This is a genomic window from Rhizobium sp. YTUHZ045 (genome assembly GCF_051124255.1).
GTDB lineage: Bacteria > Pseudomonadota > Alphaproteobacteria > Rhizobiales > Rhizobiaceae > Rhizobium.
Genome location: NZ_CP101436.1, coordinates 48,806 through 70,154, shown reverse-complemented (window position 1 = coordinate 70,154; position 21,349 = coordinate 48,806). Strand labels below are relative to the sequence as shown.

General features: G+C 62.4%; 17 protein-coding genes. 5 read left to right on the top strand and 12 right to left on the bottom strand.

The window, feature by feature from the left end; translation table 11 throughout:
* The 9 genes from NMA58_RS31730 to NMA58_RS31690 all read right to left on the bottom strand — a co-directional run bounded on the left by NMA58_RS31730 (position 1) and on the right by NMA58_RS31690 (position 10,843).
* Positions 1–1,017, bottom strand: a complete 1,017-nt coding sequence (locus NMA58_RS31730) for a hydroxyacid dehydrogenase (RefSeq protein ID WP_434715189.1) — start codon at positions 1,015–1,017, stop codon at positions 1–3.
* Entirely contained in the window at positions 1,010–1,840 is an 831-nt protein-coding gene (locus NMA58_RS31725; protein WP_434715188.1) for a sugar phosphate isomerase/epimerase family protein, read from the bottom strand. The genes NMA58_RS31730 and NMA58_RS31725 overlap by 8 nt, the downstream gene beginning before the upstream one ends.
* Before the next feature lie 7 nt (positions 1,841–1,847).
* Positions 1,848–3,707 carry a GH39 family glycosyl hydrolase gene (locus tag NMA58_RS31720; protein ID WP_434715187.1) on the bottom strand — a complete coding sequence of 620 codons (1,860 nt, stop codon included), beginning with the start codon at positions 3,705–3,707 and terminating at the stop codon, positions 1,848–1,850.
* 43 nt (positions 3,708–3,750) lie between these two features.
* A complete protein-coding gene (locus NMA58_RS31715; RefSeq protein WP_434715186.1) occupies positions 3,751–4,584 on the bottom strand; it encodes a 5-deoxy-glucuronate isomerase in 834 nt (277 codons plus the stop codon).
* Positions 4,584–5,642: an ABC transporter ATP-binding protein gene (locus tag NMA58_RS31710; protein ID WP_434715185.1), complete on the bottom strand. Its 1,059-nt coding sequence runs from the start codon at positions 5,640–5,642 to the stop codon at positions 4,584–4,586. The genes NMA58_RS31715 and NMA58_RS31710 overlap by 1 nt, the downstream gene beginning before the upstream one ends.
* Positions 5,642–6,691, bottom strand: a complete 1,050-nt coding sequence (locus NMA58_RS31705; RefSeq protein ID WP_434715184.1) for an ABC transporter ATP-binding protein — start codon at positions 6,689–6,691, stop codon at positions 5,642–5,644. The genes NMA58_RS31710 and NMA58_RS31705 overlap by 1 nt, the downstream gene beginning before the upstream one ends.
* A complete protein-coding gene (locus tag NMA58_RS31700; RefSeq protein ID WP_434715183.1) occupies positions 6,681–7,814 on the bottom strand; it encodes an ABC transporter permease in 1,134 nt (377 codons plus the stop codon). The genes NMA58_RS31705 and NMA58_RS31700 overlap by 11 nt, the downstream gene beginning before the upstream one ends.
* Positions 7,815–7,827: 13 nt before the next feature.
* Positions 7,828–8,814: an ABC transporter permease gene (locus NMA58_RS31695; RefSeq protein ID WP_183699805.1), complete on the bottom strand. Its 987-nt coding sequence runs from the start codon at positions 8,812–8,814 to the stop codon at positions 7,828–7,830.
* Positions 8,815–8,917: 103 nt separating this feature from the next.
* Entirely contained in the window at positions 8,918–10,843 is a 1,926-nt protein-coding gene (locus NMA58_RS31690) for an ABC transporter substrate-binding protein (protein WP_434715182.1), read from the bottom strand.
* 186 nt (positions 10,844–11,029) lie between these two features.
* Here NMA58_RS31690 and NMA58_RS31685 point away from each other — a divergent pair, with 186 nt between their 5' ends.
* Both NMA58_RS31685 and NMA58_RS31680 read left to right on the top strand, forming a co-directional pair.
* On the top strand, positions 11,030–12,037 hold the full coding sequence (locus tag NMA58_RS31685; RefSeq protein WP_434715181.1) for a LacI family DNA-binding transcriptional regulator: 1,008 nt from the start codon (positions 11,030–11,032) through the stop codon (positions 12,035–12,037).
* 86 nt (positions 12,038–12,123) lie between these two features.
* Positions 12,124–13,461 carry an alpha-L-fucosidase gene (locus NMA58_RS31680; RefSeq protein ID WP_434715180.1) on the top strand — a complete coding sequence of 446 codons (1,338 nt, stop codon included), beginning with the start codon at positions 12,124–12,126 and terminating at the stop codon, positions 13,459–13,461.
* 34 nt (positions 13,462–13,495) lie between these two features.
* Here the strand turns inward: NMA58_RS31680 and NMA58_RS31675 are convergent, their stop codons facing one another.
* On the bottom strand, positions 13,496–14,638 hold the full coding sequence (locus tag NMA58_RS31675; protein ID WP_434715179.1) for a M24 family metallopeptidase: 1,143 nt from the start codon (positions 14,636–14,638) through the stop codon (positions 13,496–13,498).
* Positions 14,639–14,682: 44 nt separating this feature from the next.
* Positions 14,683–15,387: a GntR family transcriptional regulator gene (locus NMA58_RS31670; RefSeq protein WP_183699813.1), complete on the bottom strand. Its 705-nt coding sequence runs from the start codon at positions 15,385–15,387 to the stop codon at positions 14,683–14,685.
* A gap of 137 nt (positions 15,388–15,524) precedes the next feature.
* Between NMA58_RS31670 and NMA58_RS31665 the strand changes: the two genes are divergently transcribed.
* Positions 15,525–16,436, top strand: a complete 912-nt coding sequence (locus NMA58_RS31665; protein WP_085780839.1) for a dihydrodipicolinate synthase family protein — start codon at positions 15,525–15,527, stop codon at positions 16,434–16,436.
* A gap of 54 nt (positions 16,437–16,490) precedes the next feature.
* Here the strand turns inward: NMA58_RS31665 and NMA58_RS31660 are convergent, their stop codons facing one another.
* Complete coding sequence (locus NMA58_RS31660) at positions 16,491–17,549, bottom strand: LacI family DNA-binding transcriptional regulator (protein WP_434715178.1); 1,059 nt, start codon at positions 17,547–17,549, stop codon at positions 16,491–16,493.
* 143 nt (positions 17,550–17,692) lie between these two features.
* On the opposite strand from NMA58_RS31660, the gene NMA58_RS31655 reads away from it, so the two are divergent.
* Positions 17,693–20,014, top strand: a complete 2,322-nt coding sequence (locus NMA58_RS31655) for a family 78 glycoside hydrolase catalytic domain (RefSeq protein ID WP_434715177.1) — start codon at positions 17,693–17,695, stop codon at positions 20,012–20,014.
* Positions 20,015–20,051: 37 nt separating this feature from the next.
* A complete protein-coding gene (locus NMA58_RS31650) occupies positions 20,052–21,335 on the top strand; it encodes an ABC transporter substrate-binding protein (RefSeq protein WP_434715176.1) in 1,284 nt (427 codons plus the stop codon).
* Positions 21,336–21,349: the final 14 nt, after the last annotated feature.

The window sequence follows — 21,349 nt, the reverse complement described above, 5'->3', positions numbered from 1 at the left end:
TCATGCCATCCTGTCGAGCATGGCCCGCGACACTTCGTGATGGAGCGGTTCGCCGCGCAGCAGCCGGCCGATCTCGTCCACCATCGCCTGTCCTTGAGCGAAATGTGCCTCCTCGGTGTGGCCGGCGGCATGCGGCGAAATGGTGACATTGGAAAGCACAGGGTCGCGGAAGGGGCTGTCCGGCGGCAGCGGTTCGTTGTCGAAGACATCGAGAGCCGCCTCGATGCGACCGGAGCGGATTTCGGCGAGCAGTGCGGTATCATCGACCAGTTCTGCGCGCGCGGTGTTGATGAACAATGTGCCGGGGCGCAGCAAAGCCAGTTCGCGGGCGCCGATCATGCGGCGGGTTTCGGGCAGGACGGGGGCATGCAGGGAAATTACGTCGCTCTCCGTGAGCGCATCGTCCAATCCGACGCTGACGACGCCGAGTGCTGCGGCCTCCCTCTCATCCAAATAGGGATCGACGACCAGCACGCGGCAGCCGAATGGCACGAGCAGGCGCATGACCGCCCGGCCGACATATCCGGCGCCGACGATGCCGACCGTTCGGGCGCCAAGTAATCTTTGCGGCACGGCGGCGCGGACGTCGAGCCATTCGCCGCCGCCGCGCAATTGATCATGCAGCCGGTGAATGCCGCGCATGGCGAGCAACGCCTCGGCGACGACGAACTCGGCAACCGAGGTGGCAATTTTCGAGGCGGCATGGCTGACGCGAAGACCCTCGTCGAACAGGCGGGACGGAACGAGCGTACGCACGCTGCCGGCCGAATGTGCGACGAGGGCAAGTTGCGGATGGCGCTGGCGCGTGGCGGCATCGAAGGGTGGCGTGCCCCATCCGGTCAGGCAGGCCGTGACGCCTTGCAGCAGCCGATCGGCATCGGCAGCGTCAATCGTAGCGCCGGTCGGCCAGCGAACCTCGCCGAGGGCATTCAACTGGGCCGCCGCCGCATCGTCCAGCATCATGCGGCGGGTCTTTTCGGTCAAAAGGACGGCAATGACGGAACTCTGTTCATGCATGGCTCTGCTCTTTCGCTGCGGCGACCAGGCGCCTGAGATAGGCAAGATCGGCGCGAACCTTATCCAGCGCCTGTTGCCGGGGGACTCGGTATTGGGAATGCACCGAGAGCACGCCGGCAAATCCGGTGGCGACCAGATGGGGGATGATCTCGTTCCAGCGCACCATGCCCTCGTCGAGCCCCTGCCAATCCGAATGCCATGCACGCTGACCGTCGGCGCCATGGACACCGGGAAACCAGCCGCCATTCTTCACACCCATGCAGCAGAACCACAGGGCGAGTATGTCGAGGGTCAGACGCCAGTCTTCGCTTCCCTCTCGAACGATCTGATTGGCTGGGTCGGGGTAGACACCGATCCTCCCGGGATCGCGCCCGGTGAGCAACTGCAATGCCAGCGCGCCTGAGCTGTGCAGCGTTCCGCCGTGAAGCTGGATGGTCAGCTTGATGCCGAAGCGTGCGCCCAGGTGCTCAAAACCGTCGAGATCGCGCCGCGCCTCGTCGATCTGCACTCTCCAGCGTCGAGAGGGGTCATAGCGCCAGAAACCCAGCCTGATCTGCCCGATTCCGGCCTCGCCGCAATGCCCGAGAAGCCGGGACGTAGCATCGTCGGGCCGCGTGGAATCGATCGTCGCCATCGGCGTGCGCAGGCCGGCCGCGGCAAAGAGTTTCACAGCCCCGACGACCTGCTCCGGCTGGTCGGGGGAAACGGCATGGCCGTCGCGGATGAGGAGGTCGGCACAGTCGAAGCCGAGACCGGCGGTGATCTCCGCCGCCTCTTCGAGCGGCAGCCCCTCCAGGGTTTTGGTGAAATAGGCGATATCCATGGTCAAATCAGCGGGAAACACAAAGTTCGCTACGGCGGCCGAATGCATCGCGGGCGCAGACCGCGTAACGCGCACCGCCTGGCGGCGACATGTGCAGGAATGCCGTCGAGATCAGCGGTACGGAACTGGCTTTTTCGAATGTCTCGCCATCCCTGCTGACCAGGACATCATAGAAGATGGCAGGGCTCGTATCGCCGGCGGCCCAGAACAGCATGCGCCGTTCCCGGCCACCGAGACCAAGATAACGTTCGACGACGAGACCGCTGGGGGCCACGGGGGGCTTACTGCTGTCGGGAACGACAAGCACCTGCGTGAGCGACGGTAAGGGCACGTCGAGATCGACGCTGACGCCGCCCTCGTCGCAATCGACGATGCTGATCGGGTGCAGCAAGGCCGGCTCCTGGGCGTGGCGCAGTGCGGCAAACTGCGTTTCATCAGGCTGAGGCGGCGCGCCGACCGGCTCGAAAGGCCCGCGTGGGTTGCTTTCATCACGCTGGGCCTCCCAGACCTCCATTGGATTGGTGAACTCCTCGTCGATGCGCAGCAGACACAGCGCATGACGGCCGGGAACCAGCCCGCTGACCTCCAGGCGGACGGCGGTTCGCCCCGAACGGTTGATGGCGTCGACGCTGTGGATGAGGCTGACGGAAACACCGCCGCCCGGCAGCCGTGTCGGCAGGATTGCCAGGCCGTCCGCATCGGGGGTCAGCGGCGGTTCGGCGGTCACCTTGCAGAGGGTATCGCCGAGCGTAGCCAGCAATTCCATCGATGTGAGACCGGGCTTCTTGACGAGGTCGAAGGGCGGCGCGCGCTCGACGTCCGTGACCAGCGTCTCGAGATCGGTCTTATGCTCCCATTGCGCCTTGGTGAAATTGCGCGGGCCGAAATAGGCAAAGATCGTGCGCTGGCTCCACCCGCCGATAAAGGCATGGTCATTGCTGAGGAAGGTGAAATTCGCTGCCTTCGGGGCGATGATACGCCGGTCATGCTGCTCGATGATGCGGGCGATGATGCCGGCGTAATAAGCCTTGCCGTGCCAGCTGTGATGATCGCTCCAGCCGAGTTGCGGATCGCATTCGTCGTTGACGATCGGCAGGCCGGCAAGCCGCGGATGATGCTCCTTGAGATAATCGACGACGAGAAGCGTGCGGTCGACAATGGCGTTGGTTTTCGGGGTCAGGTCGTCCTTGCTGCCGTTGACGCCCTTTTCGTGGATCGAGATGTAGTCGAGGCGCGGCGGCCCCTCGCCGGTCAGGCAGCTCGTGCCGCTGTCGCAATGGGCCATCAAGGCGCGAAAAATCGGCGAGAGCGTGCGGGCAGTGCCCGGCCCGCCCATGGGAAGGCCGGGATCGACGGCATCGAGCCCGGCGACACAAGCATCGTAGTAATTGGTGTAGCCCTTGATCCCGTAGGTCCACCAGCCGGAGTCGGCCTCGTTCGTCGTTTCGAAATACCAGCTGCGCAGTTCGTCCATGCCGTAACGCGTGGCATAGCGGTCGGCCGTCGCCGTCACGAGATCGCGCCAGCGCTTGACCTGATCCATGTCCTCATAATCGGTGAAGAGGCCCGACGGATTGCCCATCAGCTCGAAGAACGGTTTCAGGCGGTGTTCGATCATCACGTCGAGCGCGCGGTCGAGCAGGGACCAGTCATAACCGGCGGCGGTCGAGCGCAGCAGATTGTATAGATAGTGCACACGCAGGTACCGGATGCCCTCGTTCGGCAGTCCACCGATATAGGCGAGCATCTGGCGCATCTCGGGTTCAAGCAGCAGTTCGGCCGGCGAAAAGCCGGTGCCGCGCCAGAACCGGTTGAAGGGGCGCACCGCTTCGCCGGCATCAACGCTTATTCGCGTACGTTCACGCATGGATCGTTCTCCTTGGAGGGAAAGGCTGGCAGCCCAAGGCGGGTTATTTGAACTTGTCGCGCATCGCATCGATGCCAGGGATGGTCTTGGTCAGATGCTGATGGGCGGGGTCGAAGCGCTGGATCAGCCCGCGGCGGTGCTTGCCGACAAGGATGGTGAAGATATAGCCGCGATGACCGGGCGAGGTGACGGTCGGGTGGTAGCCGCGATCGAGCAGGAAGGTGTCGCCGTGGCGGGTCATGAGGATCTTGACCGGACCATCATCGTCATAGGTGATCTGGCTGCCGAAGCCCGTCTCGGGCTGGAAACGATAGTGATAGAGCTCCTCATGTAGGGTCTCGGCGTCGCCGTCTTCCGTATCGTGCTTGTGAGGGGGATAGCCCGACCAGCAGCCCTCGCCGGCATAGAGTTCGCTCACCAGCAGATTGCCGCAGCGGCCGTTCTGGCGTTGGCCGAGCAGATGGACGATCCGCCGCTGGCTATGCGTGTCGGGCGAACCGACATTGACCGCGTCGACCTCCTCGGGAGTGACCCGGAACGGGGCGTAGCGCGTGTCGCATAGACCGCCGGCAATGGCGATTTCCGCCGGGCCGCCACGGGCCGATATCCGGACATTGGCGTCGACGGGCGCGTAGACCGAATCCGCATCGCCTCCCCAGATATCGGCTCGCCGGCCCACAGCTTCGAAGCGGATGTCATCCACTTCGATATCCACCTGCCCCGACAGCACGACGTAGAGGCTTTCGTGCAAGAGCAGCCGCCGCGTGTCCCGGCCGTCGGCCGGAAGCGTGACGAGGTCGAAGTAAATGAGATCGAGCGTCCTGGAGGAGGTATCCACAATGGGACGCTGCTCGGAGCGTGGAATGAATTCGGGCATCAATTGAACTCCGGAACGGTACGGTCGGCGAAAGGATTGAGGGTCAGGGATTCGGCATGATGGCAGGCCACCGCATGTCCATCGGCAGTGACGGTCCGTAAGCCCGGCACCTCCTGCCTGCAAAGTTCGGTGGCGTAGCGGCAGCGCGGATGAAATGCGCAGCCGGGCGGCGGATGCGCAGGGTCGGCGACCTCGCCCGCCAGCCGGATGCGCCGGCCGTGACGGCGCATCCTCGGATCGGCAATGGGCACGGCCGAGAGCAGCGCTTCGGTATAGGGATGGAGCGGACGCGAAAAGATCTGCTCGGTCGGCGCCTTTTCGACGACCCGGCCGACATACATGACGGCGATATTGTCGGAGATATGCCGGACGACCGAGAGGTCGTGGGCGACGAAGAGATAGGTGAGACCGAACTGTTCCTGCAGGTCCTGCAGGAGATTGATGGTTTGCGCCTGCACGCTGACGTCGAGCGCCGAGACGGCCTCGTCGGCGATCACCAGACGCGGATTGGATGCCAGCGCCCGGGCAATGCCGATGCGCTGGCGTTCGCCGCCGGAGAAAGCATGGGGATAGCGGCGCATATATTCGGGCCGCAGGCCGACGCTCTGCATCAGATCGGCAACCCGGTGTTCGAGTTCCCGGCCCTTGGCGATGCCGTTCACGCTAAGCACCTCGCCGATGATGTCGATGACGGGAAGGCGCGGATTGAGCGAGGATTGCGGATCCTGAAAGACGATGCGAAGGTCGCGATGGACTTCGTCGAGGGCGGGACCGGACAAGGTGGCGAGATCCACCGTGCCGCCGCTGCGGTCGCGATAGCGGATTTCTCCGCTTGTGGGCCGATAGATGCGCAGGACGGTGCGGGCAAGCGTCGACTTGCCGCAGCCGGATTCGCCGACGATGCCGAGCGTCTCGCCGTCTTCGACGCGAAGCGAGACGCCGTCGACCGCCTTGACATGCCTGACCACCCGCCGGAACGCACCCTTGCGGATGGGGAAATGCATTCTGAGATCGTTGAGTTCGAGCAGCGGACGTGGTTGCGTCATGGGATCGGCCATCATCGTCCTCCCTCATGAAGCAGACAGCTCGCGACGTGCCCTTCGCCGATGACGACGGATTGGGGATCCTCCCGGTCGCAGAGGCCCGCCCTCGCCTGCTTGCATCGGGGATGAAAGCTGCAGCCTTCGGGCCTGTGGAAACGCGAGGGCACCATGCCTTCGATGGTCGCCAGCCGTTCGCTCGGTTGCCCGTGCATGCGCGGCACCGATTGCAGCAGGGCGTTGGTGTAGGGATGAGCAGGCGCGTGGAAGATCGTGTCGACATCGCCCGCCTCGACGACCCGGCCGAGATACATGACGACGACCTCGTCTGCGATCTCGGCCACCACGCCGAGATCATGGGTGACGAACAGCACCGACAGCCCGAATTCGGCCTGCAGCGAGGCGAGCAGATCGAGGATATTCGCCTGGGTGGTCACATCGAGCGCCGTGGTCGGCTCGTCGGCTATCAGCAGTTTCGGGCGGCAGGCGAGCGCAAGCGCGATGCAGACCCGCTGGCGCATGCCGCCGGAGAACTGAAAGGCATAGCTTTCCATCCGTTCGGCTGGACGGGGGATGCCCACCAGGGCCAATGTTTCGATCGCATGTTCACGCGCCTCCTTGCGGCCCATCTTCAGATGCAGGCGGATCACTTCGACCATCTGGTTGCCGATCGTATGGACGGGCGAAAGTGCTGCCATCGGCTCCTGGCTGATCAGGCCGATCTGGGCGCCGCGGATCGCCCGCATGTCGGCGCCGCGCGGATCGAGCGCCGCCAGATCGATGGCGGGTGCCGCCGGTTCGGGCCGATAGCGGATCGCGCCCGAGACGATCCGCCCGCCGCGCGGAACTTGGTTGAGGATCGAGCGGCCGGTAATGCTCTTGCCCGAGCCGGATTCGCCGACGACGCAGACCGTCTTGCCGCGCGGAATGCTGAAGGACACGCCGTCGACCGCCCTCACCGTACCCGCTCCGCCGAAGAAATGAGTCCTGAGATCGTCGACCTCGATCAGCGGGTCGCGGTGCCCATGCCGGCCGCCGACGGCGGCAAAATTGGGATCAGTATTCATAGGGATCTGCAGCATCGCGTAATCCGTCACCAAGAAAATTGAGGGCGAGCACGGTGACGATCACCGCGGTGCCGGGAAGAAACAGCCAGGGTGCGCTCGAGACGGCGAGAATATTCTGCGCCTCCTGCAGCAGCACGCCCCAGCTCACCACCGGAGGGCGCAGCCCGATGCCGAGGAAGGAGAGCGCGGTTTCTGCGAGGATCATCGTCGGAATGGCGAGCGTGACCGAGGCGATGATGTGGCTCATGAAGGAAGGAACCATGTGCCGCCAGATGATGCGCATCCGCGAACAGCCGTCGAGATGCGCGGCGATGACGAAGTCTTCCGTCTTCAGCGACAGGAAGCGCCCGCGCACCACACGGGCCAGGTCGGTCCAGCCGATCAGCGACAGGATGACCGTGATCCAGAGATAGACCAGGATCGGATCGGCGCTGATCGGAACGGCAGCCGCAAGCCCCATCCATAGCGGGATGGTCGGAATGGAGTTGATGAGTTCGATAGAGCGCTGGATCACATCATCGACCCAACCGCCATAGAGTCCCGAGATACCGCCGAGAATGATGCCGAGGATGAGGCTGATCGCCACCCCGATCAGACCGACGGACATCGAAATCCGAGTGCCGTGCACCGTGCGGCTGAAGACGTCGCGGCCGAGCCGGTCGGCGCCGAACAGGTAGAATGGCTTGCCTGCCTCGACCGGGCCGATCAGGTGCCGGTCGAGATCGAATAAGCCCCAGAGCCGGTAAGGTTCGCCTTTGACGAAGAAGCCCACGGGAATGACGACAGCCGGATCGGGCACATAGGTGCGGCTGAGCGCGATCGGGTCGACCTTCATCGAGTAGCCGTTGACATAGAGCGGGTGAAATCTCCCCGCCGTGTCGTAGCCGGCGAATCTCAGCTGCTGAGGCGGCGCATAGGTGTAGCGGGAATCGTAAGTCTGCGAGGAAACCGGCGCCAGAACCTCGGCAAACAGCGCGACCAGGTAAATCAGCAAGATCACGACGCCCGCCACGAGCGCCAGCCGATGGCGGCAGAAGCGCCGCCAGATGAGTTTCCATTGGCCGGCGACCGCATCGGAATTGCGAATTGGTTCGGGTGATAGCGCGATGGCTTGATCGGTCATTGTTTATCTCCCCTCAGCCGTTGCGGATACGCGGATCGAGCCAGGCAAGCAGCAGGTCGGAGATCAGCGTTCCGATCAGCGTCAGCATGCTCATCAAGAGGATAAAAGTGCCCGCCAGATACATGTCCTGGGCGAAAAGCGCGTTGAGCAGGAGCGGCCCGGTTATCGGCAGGCTGAGCACGATGGAGACCACCACCGAACCCGAGACGAGGTGCGGCAGCACCCAGCCGACTGTGGAGACGAACGGGTTGAGCGCCACCCGCACCGGATATTTCAACAACAATCGGATTTCGCTCAGCCCCCGGGCGCGGGCCATGTCGACATAGGGCTTGTTGAGCTCGTCCAGGAGATTGGCGCGCATGATGCGGATCAAGGCGGCCGTGGCGCCCGTGCCGAGGACGACGACCGGGATCCACATATGCGAAACGAGATCGCCGAGCTTGGCCCAGCTCCAGGCCGCGTTGATATGGGCGGGCGAAAACAATCCGCCGACACTTTGGCCGAAATACTGCGCCGAGACGAACATCAGCACGAGCGCCAGCAGGAAGTTCGGAATGGCAAGCCCAAGGAAGCCGAAGAAGGTGGCGAAATAGTCGCCGAGCGAATATTGCCGCACGGCTGAATATATGCCGATCGGAAAGGCCACCGCCCAGACGAAGAGCAGCGTGGTGACCGAGACGACCATCGTTAAGCCCATCCGCGCCCAGATCAGTTCGCTGACCGGCTTGTTCCAATCGAGGGACTGGCCGAAATCCCCGCGCAGCAGGATGCCGCTGATCCATTTCCAGTATTGAACCGCCCACGGCTGATCGAGGCCATAGCGTTCGCGCAGGCCAGCGATGACGCTGGGATCGATGGTTTCGTTCTGCGAGGCCAGACGCGCGGTCATCGCCGTCAGGAAGTCGCCCGGCGGCAGCTGAATGATGATGAAGGTCACGACCGAGATCGCGAACATCATCGGAATCATGTAAAGCAGACGTCTGATGATGAAGCCGGCCATGTTCAAGCTCCCTCGACCGGCGATAGCCGATCGGACTGGATGATTGGGACTGGGCTGGTGGCGGAATGGCGCCCGCAGACGCCATTCCGGCCGATCATGTGTCTTATTGCTGGTAGTAGAAGGTCTCCGGCTTGGCCGGTCCCGGCGTCATGTAGAACGAGGTGCTGGGGATGACCTTCGGAACGTTGTGCATGTTGGTCTTGACGATGCCGACACGGTCCGGCTCCAGGTTCGTGCCGATGACGTAGAACTCGTCACGGGTGATCGCCAGCAGTTCTTTCATGGCGGCGAGCTGCTTTTCGAGCGTCGGGGCTTCCTGCACCTGCCGGTAGAGATCCATCTGCTTCTTGGCGGCAGCGCTCGGTTCCTCAGCGTTCGGATCCTTGGGGTTTTGATAATAGAGGCCCCAGGCCGTCGCGAAGCTCGATTCATATTCGTGCGGGAAATACCATTTCGGATCGAGCAGGCCGAGGAAGTCGTAACCGCCGCCGCCAACCCATCCCAGGCCGTCATTGTCGTTGTTCTGCAGGCGCGAGAAGATCAGTGACCGCTCGGCCGGGCGCGGCTGCATGTCGATGCCGACGGCCCGCCAGTAGCGCTGGATCATCTCGAGGGCATCGACCTGGATCGGGCTTCCGGTCAAGGCGTCGATGGCGAAGGTGATCCGCTTGCCGTCCTGGCCGAGGCGAAAGCCTTCGGCATCTTTTTTGGTGAGGCCGGCCTTGTCGAGATATTGATTGGCGAGGTCGACATTATATTCGAGATATTGTGTCGCCATCTTCTCGTCATAGAGCGCAGTGCCTTCGCGGGGTGCGGCCTGATAGGGCTTGGCCTGCCCCGCATAGATCAGCTGGTTGAGCTCCTCGCGGTTGATGGCGTGGCTGAGGCCGATGCGGAAATCCTTGTTGGAGAAGACAGCGCGCAAGGCCGGATTCTTATGGGTCTGGTTGAGCGTGATCAGCAGCGCGTTCGACCAGGCAGGCCGAGCGATGAACAGTCCGTAGCCGCCCTTCTGCTGGTTCTGCACGATCACCGTGCGGGCGTCTGTCGTCTCGATGAAGCGGTTCTGCATGTCGATTTCACCGCTGATCGCCTTCAGGATGATCGCCTGGGTATCCTGCATCACGTCGATGGTGACGCGATCGAAGTAAGGCAGCTGGTTTCCCGCGGTATCCACTTTGGCATAGTAGGGATTGCGTTCGGCGACGACCTGCGTCGTGCCGTTATAGGGCGCAGTCAACACCCAGGCGTCGAGCGTCGGCCGGCCGAGATCGCGCCAGCGGCCGGGAAAGCCGATTTTGTTGTTGAAGAGCTGGACCCAGTCGGTTGCACCCGCCGCCTTCACCAGGGCATCGACGCCGTCCGGATTGAAATCCTTGTGGAACTGCTTGAGGTAGTGCGCCGGTGCGGCAGCCAGGATATCGGAACCGCGCACTGTCGCCATGTTCATCAGGAACAGGCCGTTCGGCGCGGCGAATTTGAAGACGACCTTGTCGTCGCCGATCTTCTCGACCTTGACTGGCTCACCGCCGGCGGTCAGCCAGTCGGGCGCGGCGGGCGTGATCTTGGTGTTGCGCAGCACATTCTCGTTCCACCAGACCAGATCGTCGGCGGTAAAGGGCTCGCCGTCCGACCAACGCGTGCCTTGCCGCAGGGTGAACGTATACTCGGTCGCGTCAGCATTGACTTCGACGCTCTTGGCGATGTCGGGGATCACCTCGGTCCATTCCGGGTTCCAGCGAACCAGTCTTGTATAGCCGATCGAACGCTCGATCTCGCTGTCGCCGCCGCCGAAAGTGGCCGTGCGCCAGGTGCCGCCATAGGTCCCGACCGATTCAAGTGGGGTGAGCACCAGCGGCTCCTTGGGCAGCCGCTGTTCGAGCGGCGGCAGCTTGCCGGCATCGACGAGCGCCTTGAGTTCCGGCGCTTCCTGAAAACCGAAGGCAGCACCCGCCCAACCGGAACCAATGAGGATCGCAGCGGCAACGGTCGAGACGACCTGCCGTCGTAGAATTCTGACGTGTTGCATAGTCTCCTCCCAATGATCGTCTCTAGGTTATCGTTAACGTATTTCCTCCAGCTCGGACGTTAACGTTACCGTTCCAGCTTGTCAAAGAGATTCTGAATACGCATACTTAACTGGGATAGCCTTGGTTTTCCGGGAAATTATGTTAGTTATCGTTATCGCAAATTCCGTCCCCAAGAGACTACCCCGTTGAGCCGCACCAAAGAGCCGAAATCCAAGATAACCATCGCCGATGTCGCGCGCGCTGCAGGCGTATCGCCGATGACGGTGTCGCGCGTGCTCAACGATCAGGGCGGCGCCAGCGCCGAAACGACCCAGCGCATTCTTCTGGCGGCGAATGAACTCAACTATCGACCCAATCCCTTCGCACGCGGGTTGCGATCCGACCGCTCGAAAACCATCGGCCTTCTCGTCCCCGACATCACCAATCCGTTCTTTCCCGAGGTCATCAGAGGAGCCGAGGACGCGGCGAGTGCCGCCGGCTATAACCTGCTTCTGTCCAACGTCGTCGAGAACAGCAAACGCGAAGGCGAACTCATCGAGGCGCTGCTGCGCCATCGGGTCGACGGCATCATCGTCTGCAGCGCGCGCCTGCCGGATGCCGCCCTGCACAAGGCGCTCGCGCACCATCGCGCGGCGGTGCTCATCAACCGCGAAGCACCGCCCGAAGTGGCGGGAACGATCGTCACGGACTACGAAACCGGAGCGTCGCGCGCCATCGATCATCTGGTCGAGCGCGGTCGCCGTAGGATTGCGATCATCGCAGGGCCGCGCAGCTCCTTCGGCGGCAAGAGCCGCCTCGTCGGCATCCGCAAGACGCTAGCCGTCCACGGGCTGAAAGCGCACGGCATCGTCTATTGCGATCCGACAGCCGCGAGCGGGCAAACCGCGGCCGCGCAATTGCTGGCGGAAGCGCCCGGCATCGATGCCCTCGTCTGCTACAACGATCTCAATGCGATCGGCGCCATGAAGGCCTGCCGGGCGGCCGGCATTTCGATCCCCGAGCAGATCGCCCTGATCGGTTTCGACGATATACCAACGGCCGAATTGCTGTCACCGGCGCTCACCACGCTCAGGGTGCAGAAACGGGAAATGGGAGAAGAAGCCGTGCGGCTGCTGCTCAGCCGCATTGCCACCAAGAACCGGCAGCACGGCATCGTCATCGTGCCCGAACTCATCATCCGCGAAACGACCTGAACGCCGCCCGACATAATGCCAAACGATTAGGGGTTTCGGAGGACACCATGTTTCCAGCTCTTAAAGTCTGAACAGGAGGAATATCCATGGATGCCGACAGCCTGCAATCACTGGCCCTGCCCGAGGAGAAGAAGGCCTGGTTCGTTCACGACCGGTTCGGCATGTTCGTGCATTGGGGGCTCTATGCCTTGCCGGCACGCCATGAGTGGGTCAAAAGCCGTGAAGAACTGAACGACGCCGACTATCAGAAATATTTTGATCACTTCGATCCCGACCTCTACGACCCGCGCGAATGGGCAAGACGCGCCAAGGCCGCGGGCATGAAATACGTCGTGCTGACCACCAAGCACCATGAAGGCTTCTGCCTCTGGGACACCAAGGCCACCGACTTCAAGGTGACTAACACCCCTTATGGAAAGGATCTGCTGCGCCCCTTCGTCGACGCCTTCCGCGCGGAGGGTTTAAGAATCGGCTTCTATTATTCGCTGATTGACTGGCACCATCCCGACTTTACGGTCGATCCGCGTCACCCGCAGCGCAATCATCCCGATGCGACGAAGATTAATGAAGGCCGGGATATGCTGCGTTATGCCGCTTTCATGCGAGAGCAGGTGCGCGAGTTGCTGACCGAGTTCGGACGGATCGACATCATGTGGTTCGATTTCAGCTATCCGCAGTGGAAGCTCGGAGAGCTGGTCGGCAAGGGTCATCGGGACTGGGAAAGCGAAAAACTCGTGCGGCTGGTGCGCGAGCTTGCCCCCGATATCATCATCAACAACCGGCTCGATCTCGCCGGCCTGCAGCCCGACATCGTCACGCCGGAGCAATATATGCCGCGCGCCTGGCCGAAACGCGACGGCCGGCGCGTCGTCTGGGAAGCCTGCCAGACGCTCAGCGGCTCCTGGGGCTATCACCGTGACGAGGACACCTGGAAAAGCACGGAGCAGCTGGTGCAGATGCTGGTCGGCACCGTCGCCATCGGCGGCAATCTGCTGATGAATGTCGGGCCGACGGCTCGCGGCACGCTCGACCACCGCGCGCTTGCCGCCCTTGCTGCCTATGAGGAGTGGATGGCGCTGCACGAGCGCAGCATCGTCGGCTGCACCCAGTCCGATTTCACCGCACCGCCCGATTGCCGCCTGACTCAGAACGGCGATCGCCTCTATATCCACCTGTTCAACTGGCCCTATAGGCATCTGCATTTCGATGCGCTGGCCGGCAAGGTCGAATATGCGCAATTCCTGCATGATGCCAGCGAGGTGACCTGGCTGCGCCCGTCGGCCAATACGCTATGGGCAAACACCCAGTTTCCCGTCGCCGAGGATGAACTGACCTTCGTCCTGCCGGTACGCCGCCCCAAGGTCACCGTCCCGGTCATCGAGGTCAAGCTCAAGGCGGGGAGTGCCGCCGGCCTTCAGGACTAAGATGCATCTGCCTGAGCGGGCGGGATGCGCCCGCTCAGGAGAACGGTTCGGTCGGTCCCCTCGCCGGCGCGGTGAACCAGCGCGGTCCCTCGGCTGTCATATAGATATGGTCTTCCAGCCGGATCCCGAATTGTCCAGGAAAGACGATCATCGGTTCGTTGGAAAAACACATGCCGGCCGCAAGCGGGGTGTCGTTGCCGCGAACGATATAAGGCTCCTCGTGGATCTCGAGCCCGAGGCCATGACCGGCGCGATGCGGCAGTCCCGGCAGGCGATAGTCGGGGCCGAGCGAATGCTTGGCGAGCGCCTTGCGGGCCGCATTGTCGAGGCTCGAGCAGGCAGCGCCGATCCGGGCAGCGTCGAACACGGCCTGCTGCGCCTCGCGTTCGATCCACCAGGCACGTTCAAAGGCGCCGTTGCCGCCGCCGAGCATATAGGTTCTGGTGATATCGGAATGATAACCGTCGATCCGGCAGCCGGTGTCAACGAGAATGACGTCGTCGTCGCCGAGGATCTGATCGCCGTCTGCGCCATGCGGCAGCGAGGTTGCTAGCCCGAAGGAGACGATTGCGAATGTCGAGCCGTCATCGGCGCCGGCCTGGCGATGCTGCCGATCGATGAAATCGACCACCTCGGATGAGGTGATGCCCGGCTTCAACAGCGAATGCACCTGCCTGTGCACGTTGAGCGTCAGGTTCATCGCATATTGAATCAGCGCAATCTCCGCGGCGGATTTGATGCGACGCAGGCCGCGGATCAGCCGGCCGCCATCGGCGAGCCTTTCGGCGCCCATCGCCGCCGCCAAGGCGTGATAGAAGAAAAGCGGCAGGCCGTCATCAAGGGCAAGCCTGCCGCCTCGGCCGACAAGGCGGGAAATGAGTGAAGCACTGCTCTCCTCCTCTTCCCATACCAGAATTTCTCCCGGCAGGTGCGGAAGGGTTTCGACACGGCTGCGCTCGAAACCGGGAACGATATAGGAAACGGCCGTCGGCGTGACGAGCGCGCCGAGAAACCTTTCGCTCGGATGCCAGACGAGGCCGGTAAAATAACGCAGGCTTTCGGTCGGGCCGAGAAGCATGCCGGCCAGTCCCTCGGCGTCGATCGCCTCTCGAAGCCTGGAAAGGCGATCCTGCCGCTCCTCCTCGGTGATGCGGAGTATGGGGTGCTGCCACGACATGTGCTTTTCCTGTTCTTTCCTTTTCTGGCCATCCCGGCGGCGCTTCAGGACAGGCCGATCGCCACCGGCCGGTCGAGGTTGCGCGCGAGATAGTCCTGGATCTGGCGGACGATCTGGCCGGCGTGGGCGATGGCCAGCCGATCTGAGCGCTCGGCGTCGCCGGCCTCGATGGCGGCGATGATTTCCTCGTGTTCATCGACATATTGCCGGGGCAGCCGGTCGTCGAAGGTCGAATAATAAAGGCGAAGTATGCGCCGGCCTTCGTCGAGCAGTTTGGCGAAGAAGGCCGTGTAATAGGTATTGCCGGCAAGCTCGGCGATCGCCACGTGGAATTCACGGTTGGCCTCGATCATCGCATAGGCGTCGCGCTTAGCAACCGCTCCGGCGAAGTCCTTCTGGTGCCGGCGGATGGTTTCCATGATCGCGTCGTTCCGCCGCCCGGCGGCCCCGCGCGTCGTCACCCGGTACATCAGCGTCAGCGCTTCGAAATAGGTGGGCAGGTTGGCGAAATCGATCGGCGCAACGATCGTGTTCCGGTTCGGCAGCGTCGTGACCAGCCCGTCGGCGGCAAGGCGCAACAGCGCTTCGCGAATAGGTGTCCTCGACATTCCGAAACGTTCCGACAGCCGCACCTCATCGAGCGGGCTGCCGGGTTCCAGCGCCATCGACAGGATCTCCCGGCGCAGCGCGGCATAGATGCTCTGCGTGCCGGAACCGCGCACCCGCACATTTTCCACGTCGTTCTGCATGCGTCCCTCCCCTTGATGAGAGCCTTGTAATGCGTTTTGGCCGATTTCGGCAACGCCCCACGAATTTACAAATCATGGCGATTGTGTCTTGTCGACAGTTTGTATATAACAAACCGACTTTAACGGAGTTTCGATCGATGACAACAGGATGGAAGGGCGTATTTCCCGCCGTAACGACGCAATTCAACGAAGATCTTTCCGTGGATCTTTCCGCAACCCAGCGTGTTCAGGACGCGCTCGTCAACGACGGCGTCAATGGGCTGATCGTCATGGGCACATGTGGTGAGAACAACTCGCTCGATCCCGATGAGAAGCGTACGATCCTCAAAGCCGCCGTCGAGGTCGTCAACGGCCGCGTCCCCGTCGTGACGGGCGTCTCCGAATTCGATACGCGTCGTGCCGTCGCCTATGCCCGCGACGCCGAAAAACTCGGCGCCGACGGCCTGATGCTGCTTCCGGCCATGGTCTATGTGCCGAAGCCGGAAGAGCTGATTGCGCATTTCCGCACCGTCGCCGAAGCGACCTCGCTGCCGATCATGCTCTACAACAACCCGCCGGCCTACCGCGTCAACATCGGCGCCGATGTGCTGAAGGTGCTTGCCGATGTGCCCAATATCAAGGCGGTCAAGGAAAGCGCGCCGGATCCGCGCCGCTTCACCGATCTCATCAACGAATTCGGCGACCGTTTCGATATTTTCGCCGGCCTCGACGACGTCGCGCTCGAAGGCCTGATGCTCGGCGCCAAGGGCTGGGTCTCGGGGCTGACCAGCGCCTTCCCGGAGGAATCCGTGCAGCTCGTTGCCGCCGCCGAACGCGGCGACTGGGAAGAGGCCCGCAGGATCTACCGCTGGTTCATGCCGCTTCTGCATCTCGATGCCGAGCATGACCTCGTGCAGTCGATCAAGCTCGCCGAGCAGATCATGGGCCGCGGCTCGGAACGCGTCCGCATGCCGCGCCTGCCGCTTTCCGGCGCCCGCCGGGCGGAGGTTACCGCCATGGTCAAGAAGGCCGCCGCGACGCGTCCTTCGAAGTTCGGCAAGGCCGCCTGAGATTTACGAGGCCGGCAAGCGCATTGCGGCTGCCGGCCTTCCATTTCTGGCGCTCTAAGTATCCGTGGCATTGCCGGATCGGGTCAGGCTGTTGCGGCTGACCAGCGACGGCATCTGGAAAATATGCTCCGCGCCGGCGCGGCCCTCTATTCTCGAAATCAACGTCCGGGTGGCGACCTGACCGAGCTCCCTGCCCGATTGATCGATGCTTGCGAGATTGACGAGGCCGAGCGCTGCGGTCGACGAATTGTCATATCCGATGACGGCAAGATCCTCGGGCACACGCACACCCATCTCCATCGCCAGGCTCAGAAGAGTGATGGCGTCGAGATCGCTCCAGCAGAAAACGGCGCGCGGCCTGTTCTTTCTCGACAGGAACTTTCGCATCGTTTCCTCCCGCTTTGGCGGGGCGATCGGAATTTTGGTGATCGGCGCAGACGATCCCAGTCCGGCACGCTGCATCGCCCGGCGGAAGCCGATCTCGCGCTGGCGCACGACAGAGACCTGGTGCCCCTCACGCTCGCCGAGGCTCAGCATTTCGATATCGCGATAGCCGCAGGCAAGCAGCGCTTCCACCGCAATCTCGGCTCCACGCTGGTCGTCGGCATTGACCGTATCGAAGGCCGTGGCGCCGGCATCGTGATAACCGACGGCGACGATCGGTATCTGAGCCGCGAATTTTGCGATGATGTCCGAAGGCAGGCGCGGCGCAACCAGGATCAGGCCGTCCATCTTGTAGTCGATCATCGACTCGATCAACGACGTCTCCAGCTGTACGCGCGCATCACTGACGCCGATCATCGCCTGGTAATGCGAAGGCGCCAGCACGCCGTTTACACCGGCAATCACCTCCGGCAGGAAGGGGTTGCGGATGTCGATCAAAAGCACGCCGATGGTGAAACTCCGGCCGCGCAACCCGCGCGCCGCCCGTGAGGGCCGATATCCAAGCGCTTCAATAGCGTCGGTCACTCTTGCCCGCAGCGCTTCGCTGACGCCATAAGCGTTGCGCATCACCTTCGAGACCGCGGCGACCGATACGCCTGCATGCGTTGCCACCGTCCGGATCGTCACGCGATCATTTCGTTGCAGTCTTTTTTTCTCTTCGATCGACATGAAATCTCTGGACCTGCGCTGCAGGCGGTCACAATCGCCCTTAGAAACACCATGGCAGACTGGTGACGAAATTTCTATTGCGCTTCCGAAAAAAATGTAGAACGTTATATGGAGAACGTTCTACAACTCTGTGGGAGGACTTGATGAACTTTCAGCCGGCAGCCATCGACGGCAATCTCGTTTCTCGCGCCTGGTCCGGAGAGATGATCGCACCACTGTCGGACCGCGGCCAGGGAACGGCCGCAAGCTTCGTCTCGAAGACCTTCGATCATGACGGCACCGACCTTCCGATCGCACTCTTCATCTCGGCGCTCGGCCTCTATCGCTGCTTCATCAACGGCACCCGCGTCGGCAACGATCTGCTGACGCCCGGCTGGACAAATTACGACGCCCGCATTGCCTATCAGCGATACGACATCTCGAAACTGCTGAAACCCGGCCTCAACCGGATAGAAATCTGGCTCGCCGATGGATGGTACCGCTCGCCCATCATGTGGGGCGCCCAGGCTATTCCCAACTGCTGGGGCGACAGGATCGGGGCCATTGCGGATCTGGTCGGCCCCAGCGGCGCCATTCTTTCTACCGATACGACCTGGCAAAGCGGCCTTCTGCCGATCCAGAAGTCGGGCATCTATTTCGGTGAGATTTACGACGCACGCCTGGAAAAGGTCGCCGAAACCCACGGGACCGAGCGATTGCCGTTCGACACGGGGCTGCTCGTCACGCATGAGACGGCAGCGGTGCGGGAGTTGCAGCCGCTCGCCCCCATCGAAAGCTGGACCGATCATGAAGGCCGGACGATCTATGATTTCGGCCAGAATGTCGGCGGCTACGTCAGATACACGGTCCGTGGCGTCAGCGGCACCGAAGTGCGGGTCGAGCACTCGGAAGTCCTTGGGCCGGAACGCCATTTCGACAATCGCAACTATCGCGCCGCCGCCGCGCATACCCTCTATACGCTCAGCGGAGGTGGTGACGAGACCTATGCGCCGCATTTCACCTTTCACGGCTTCCGTTATGCCAGGGTGACGATCAAAGGCGATGCGGAGATTGTTGAAATCGCGTCGATTCCAATCTCCTCGGTGCCGGAACCGGCGGGCGGCTTCACCTCGGGCAATCCTCTCGTCAATCGCCTGGTTGAAAATACCATCTGGTCGCAGCGCGCCAATTTCATCGAAGTGCCCACAGATTGCCCGCAACGCGACGAACGGCTCGGCTGGACGGGTGATGCCCAAGTCTTTGCCGCGACGGCCTGTTGGCTGAGCGACAGCCAGTCCTTCCTCAAGAAATATCTGCGCGATGTGATGGCCGACCAGCGCGAGGACGGCGCCGTTTCGCATTTCTCGCCCGACCCGACGCGTCTGCACCCCGGCAATTTCCCGGGCTATGCCGGCTCGACCGGCTGGGGCGACGCGATTGTCGTGATCCCCTGGGTCCTCTACACCCATTACGGCGACCGGTCCGTTCTTTCGGAGTGCCTGGGCTCGATGGTGCGCTGGGTCGATTTCGTCTGGTCCATCTCGGACGGCCCGATTGTCCATCCGCCCTCGCATTGGGGCGCCCGCGGCTTCACCTTCGGCGACTGGCTGCAGCCGGTCGGCGACAACAGAAAGCCGCGCCCGACCATTGCCGACGATTGTGCGGCGACCCTATACCACTTCATTTCGACGGATCTTCTAGCAAAGATCGCTGGTGTTCTCGGCGAGCATGCGCTCGAAGAGCAGATGAAGGGCCGCGCCGACAAGATCCGGCTGGCTTTTGCCAACGAGTTCATCACGCCGGCCGGGCGGCTCGCCCATAACGATCAGACATCCTATGCGCTGGCCTTCCTGTATGACCTGATACCGGGTGAGCATCATGAGGCCGCCCGGCGACATTTCAGGCAGGTGGTCGTCGATGCCGACTACAAGATCGGCACCGGCTTCATCGGCACGCCGGCCCTTTTGCCGGCCCTGACGAAACTCGGGATGGACGACCTCGCCGAAAAAGTCTTCCTGCAGGAGGATGTGCCGGGCTGGCTCTACCAGGTTTCAAAGGGGGCGACGACGATCTGGGAGCGCTGGGATTCGATGGCGCCCGACGGCACCATCTACGAACCCGACATGAACAGCTATAACCACTATGCCTATGGCGCGGTCTGCCAATGGCTGTTCGAATGTGTCGCCGGCATTTCGCCGAGCCCGGCCGCACCCGGCTTTGCCGAAGTGATCGTCGACCCGGCGCCGATCCCGTCGCTTTCGCCGGTTTCGGCCTATCACGATATCAGCCAAGGGCGCATCGAGGCCGGCTGGCACTGCACCGGCAGCGAGGTCACCTATGTGCTGACGCTCCCGGAGGGTTGCGTCGGCCGCTTCCGGCCCGGCCGGCGGCACCACAATGCGTCACTCAATGGCGAGCCTGTCATGGAGGAAACGGTTCTTCCCCCAGGCACGCATAGGCTGGTCTTTTCCCTACCCGATTATTGAGGAGCATACAGGTCAAACCGTTCAGAGGAGGAACGTCATGACACATCGGATAAAGCTCATTCTTGCCGGCGCATCCGCGCTTCTGGCCTTGGCCGCGGCCGGCCCGTCGCAGGCCGAAGTCACGCTGTCATTCCTGATCGACAACAATCCCGATACGGTCGCGGCGGCCGAGGCGCTGGTTGCCGCTTATCAAAGCAAGGCACCCGACGTGACGATCGAGATCGAGCAGCGGCCGGGCGGTGGCGAAGGCGACAATATCGTCAAGACGCGTCTGGCGACGGGGGAGATGTCCGATGTGTTCCTGTATAATTCCGGGTCGCTCTTGCAGGCTCTGAAGCCGACGCAGACGCTTGTCGATCTGAGCGGTCTCGCCTCGCAGGCGAAGGTGTCCGGCGACTTCAAGGCCGTCGTTAGTGCCGACGGCAAAGTCTATGGCGCCCCCTTCGGCACGGCGATGGCCGGCGGGATTCTCTACAACAGGAAGATCTACCAGGACCTCGGCCTCTCGGTGCCAAAGACATGGGCGGAGTTCATGGCGAACAACGCCAAGGTCAAGGCATCGGGCAAGGTCGCAGTCGCGCAAACCTATCGCGATACCTGGACCTCGCAGCTGTTCGTATTGGCCGACTATTACAACCTGCATGCTGCCGTTCCGAACTTCGCTGCCGACTATACCGCCAACAAGGCGAAATACGCAGAGACGCCGGCAGCGATGAAAGGCTTCGAACGCCTAAAGGAAGTTCATGACGCCGGGCTGATGAATGAAGACTTCGGCGCAGCAAGCTATGATGACGGGTTGAGAATGGTGGCCACCGGCGAGGCGGCGCACTATCCGATGCTGAGCTTTGCGGTCGGCGCAATTAAACAGAATTACCCTGAAAACCTTAGCGATGTCGGCTTCTTCGCCCAACCGAGCGATGAGGCAGCCACGAACGGCCTGACGGTCTGGATGCCGCCTGGCCTCTATATTCCGGCCACCAGCCAGCACGCCGAGGAAGCAAAGAAGTTCATTGATTTTGCGGGCAGCGTCGAAGGCTGCAAGGTGATGGTGGAAACCAACGCCGTGCAGGGGCCTTCCCTCGTCGACGGTTGCGATCTCCCGGCGGACGTACCGCCTGCAATCAAGGACATGCTTCCTTATTTCGAGGCTAAGGACAAAACGACGCCAGCGCTGGAGTTCGTTTCGCCGGTCAAGGGCCCGGCGTTGGAGCAGATCACCGTTGAAGTCGGTTCCGGCATCCGTCAGCCTGCGGAAGCCGCCAAGCTCTATGACGAGGATGTGCGCAAACAGGCCAAGCAACTCGCCCTGCCCAACTGGTAGCGGACGCTCGGGCC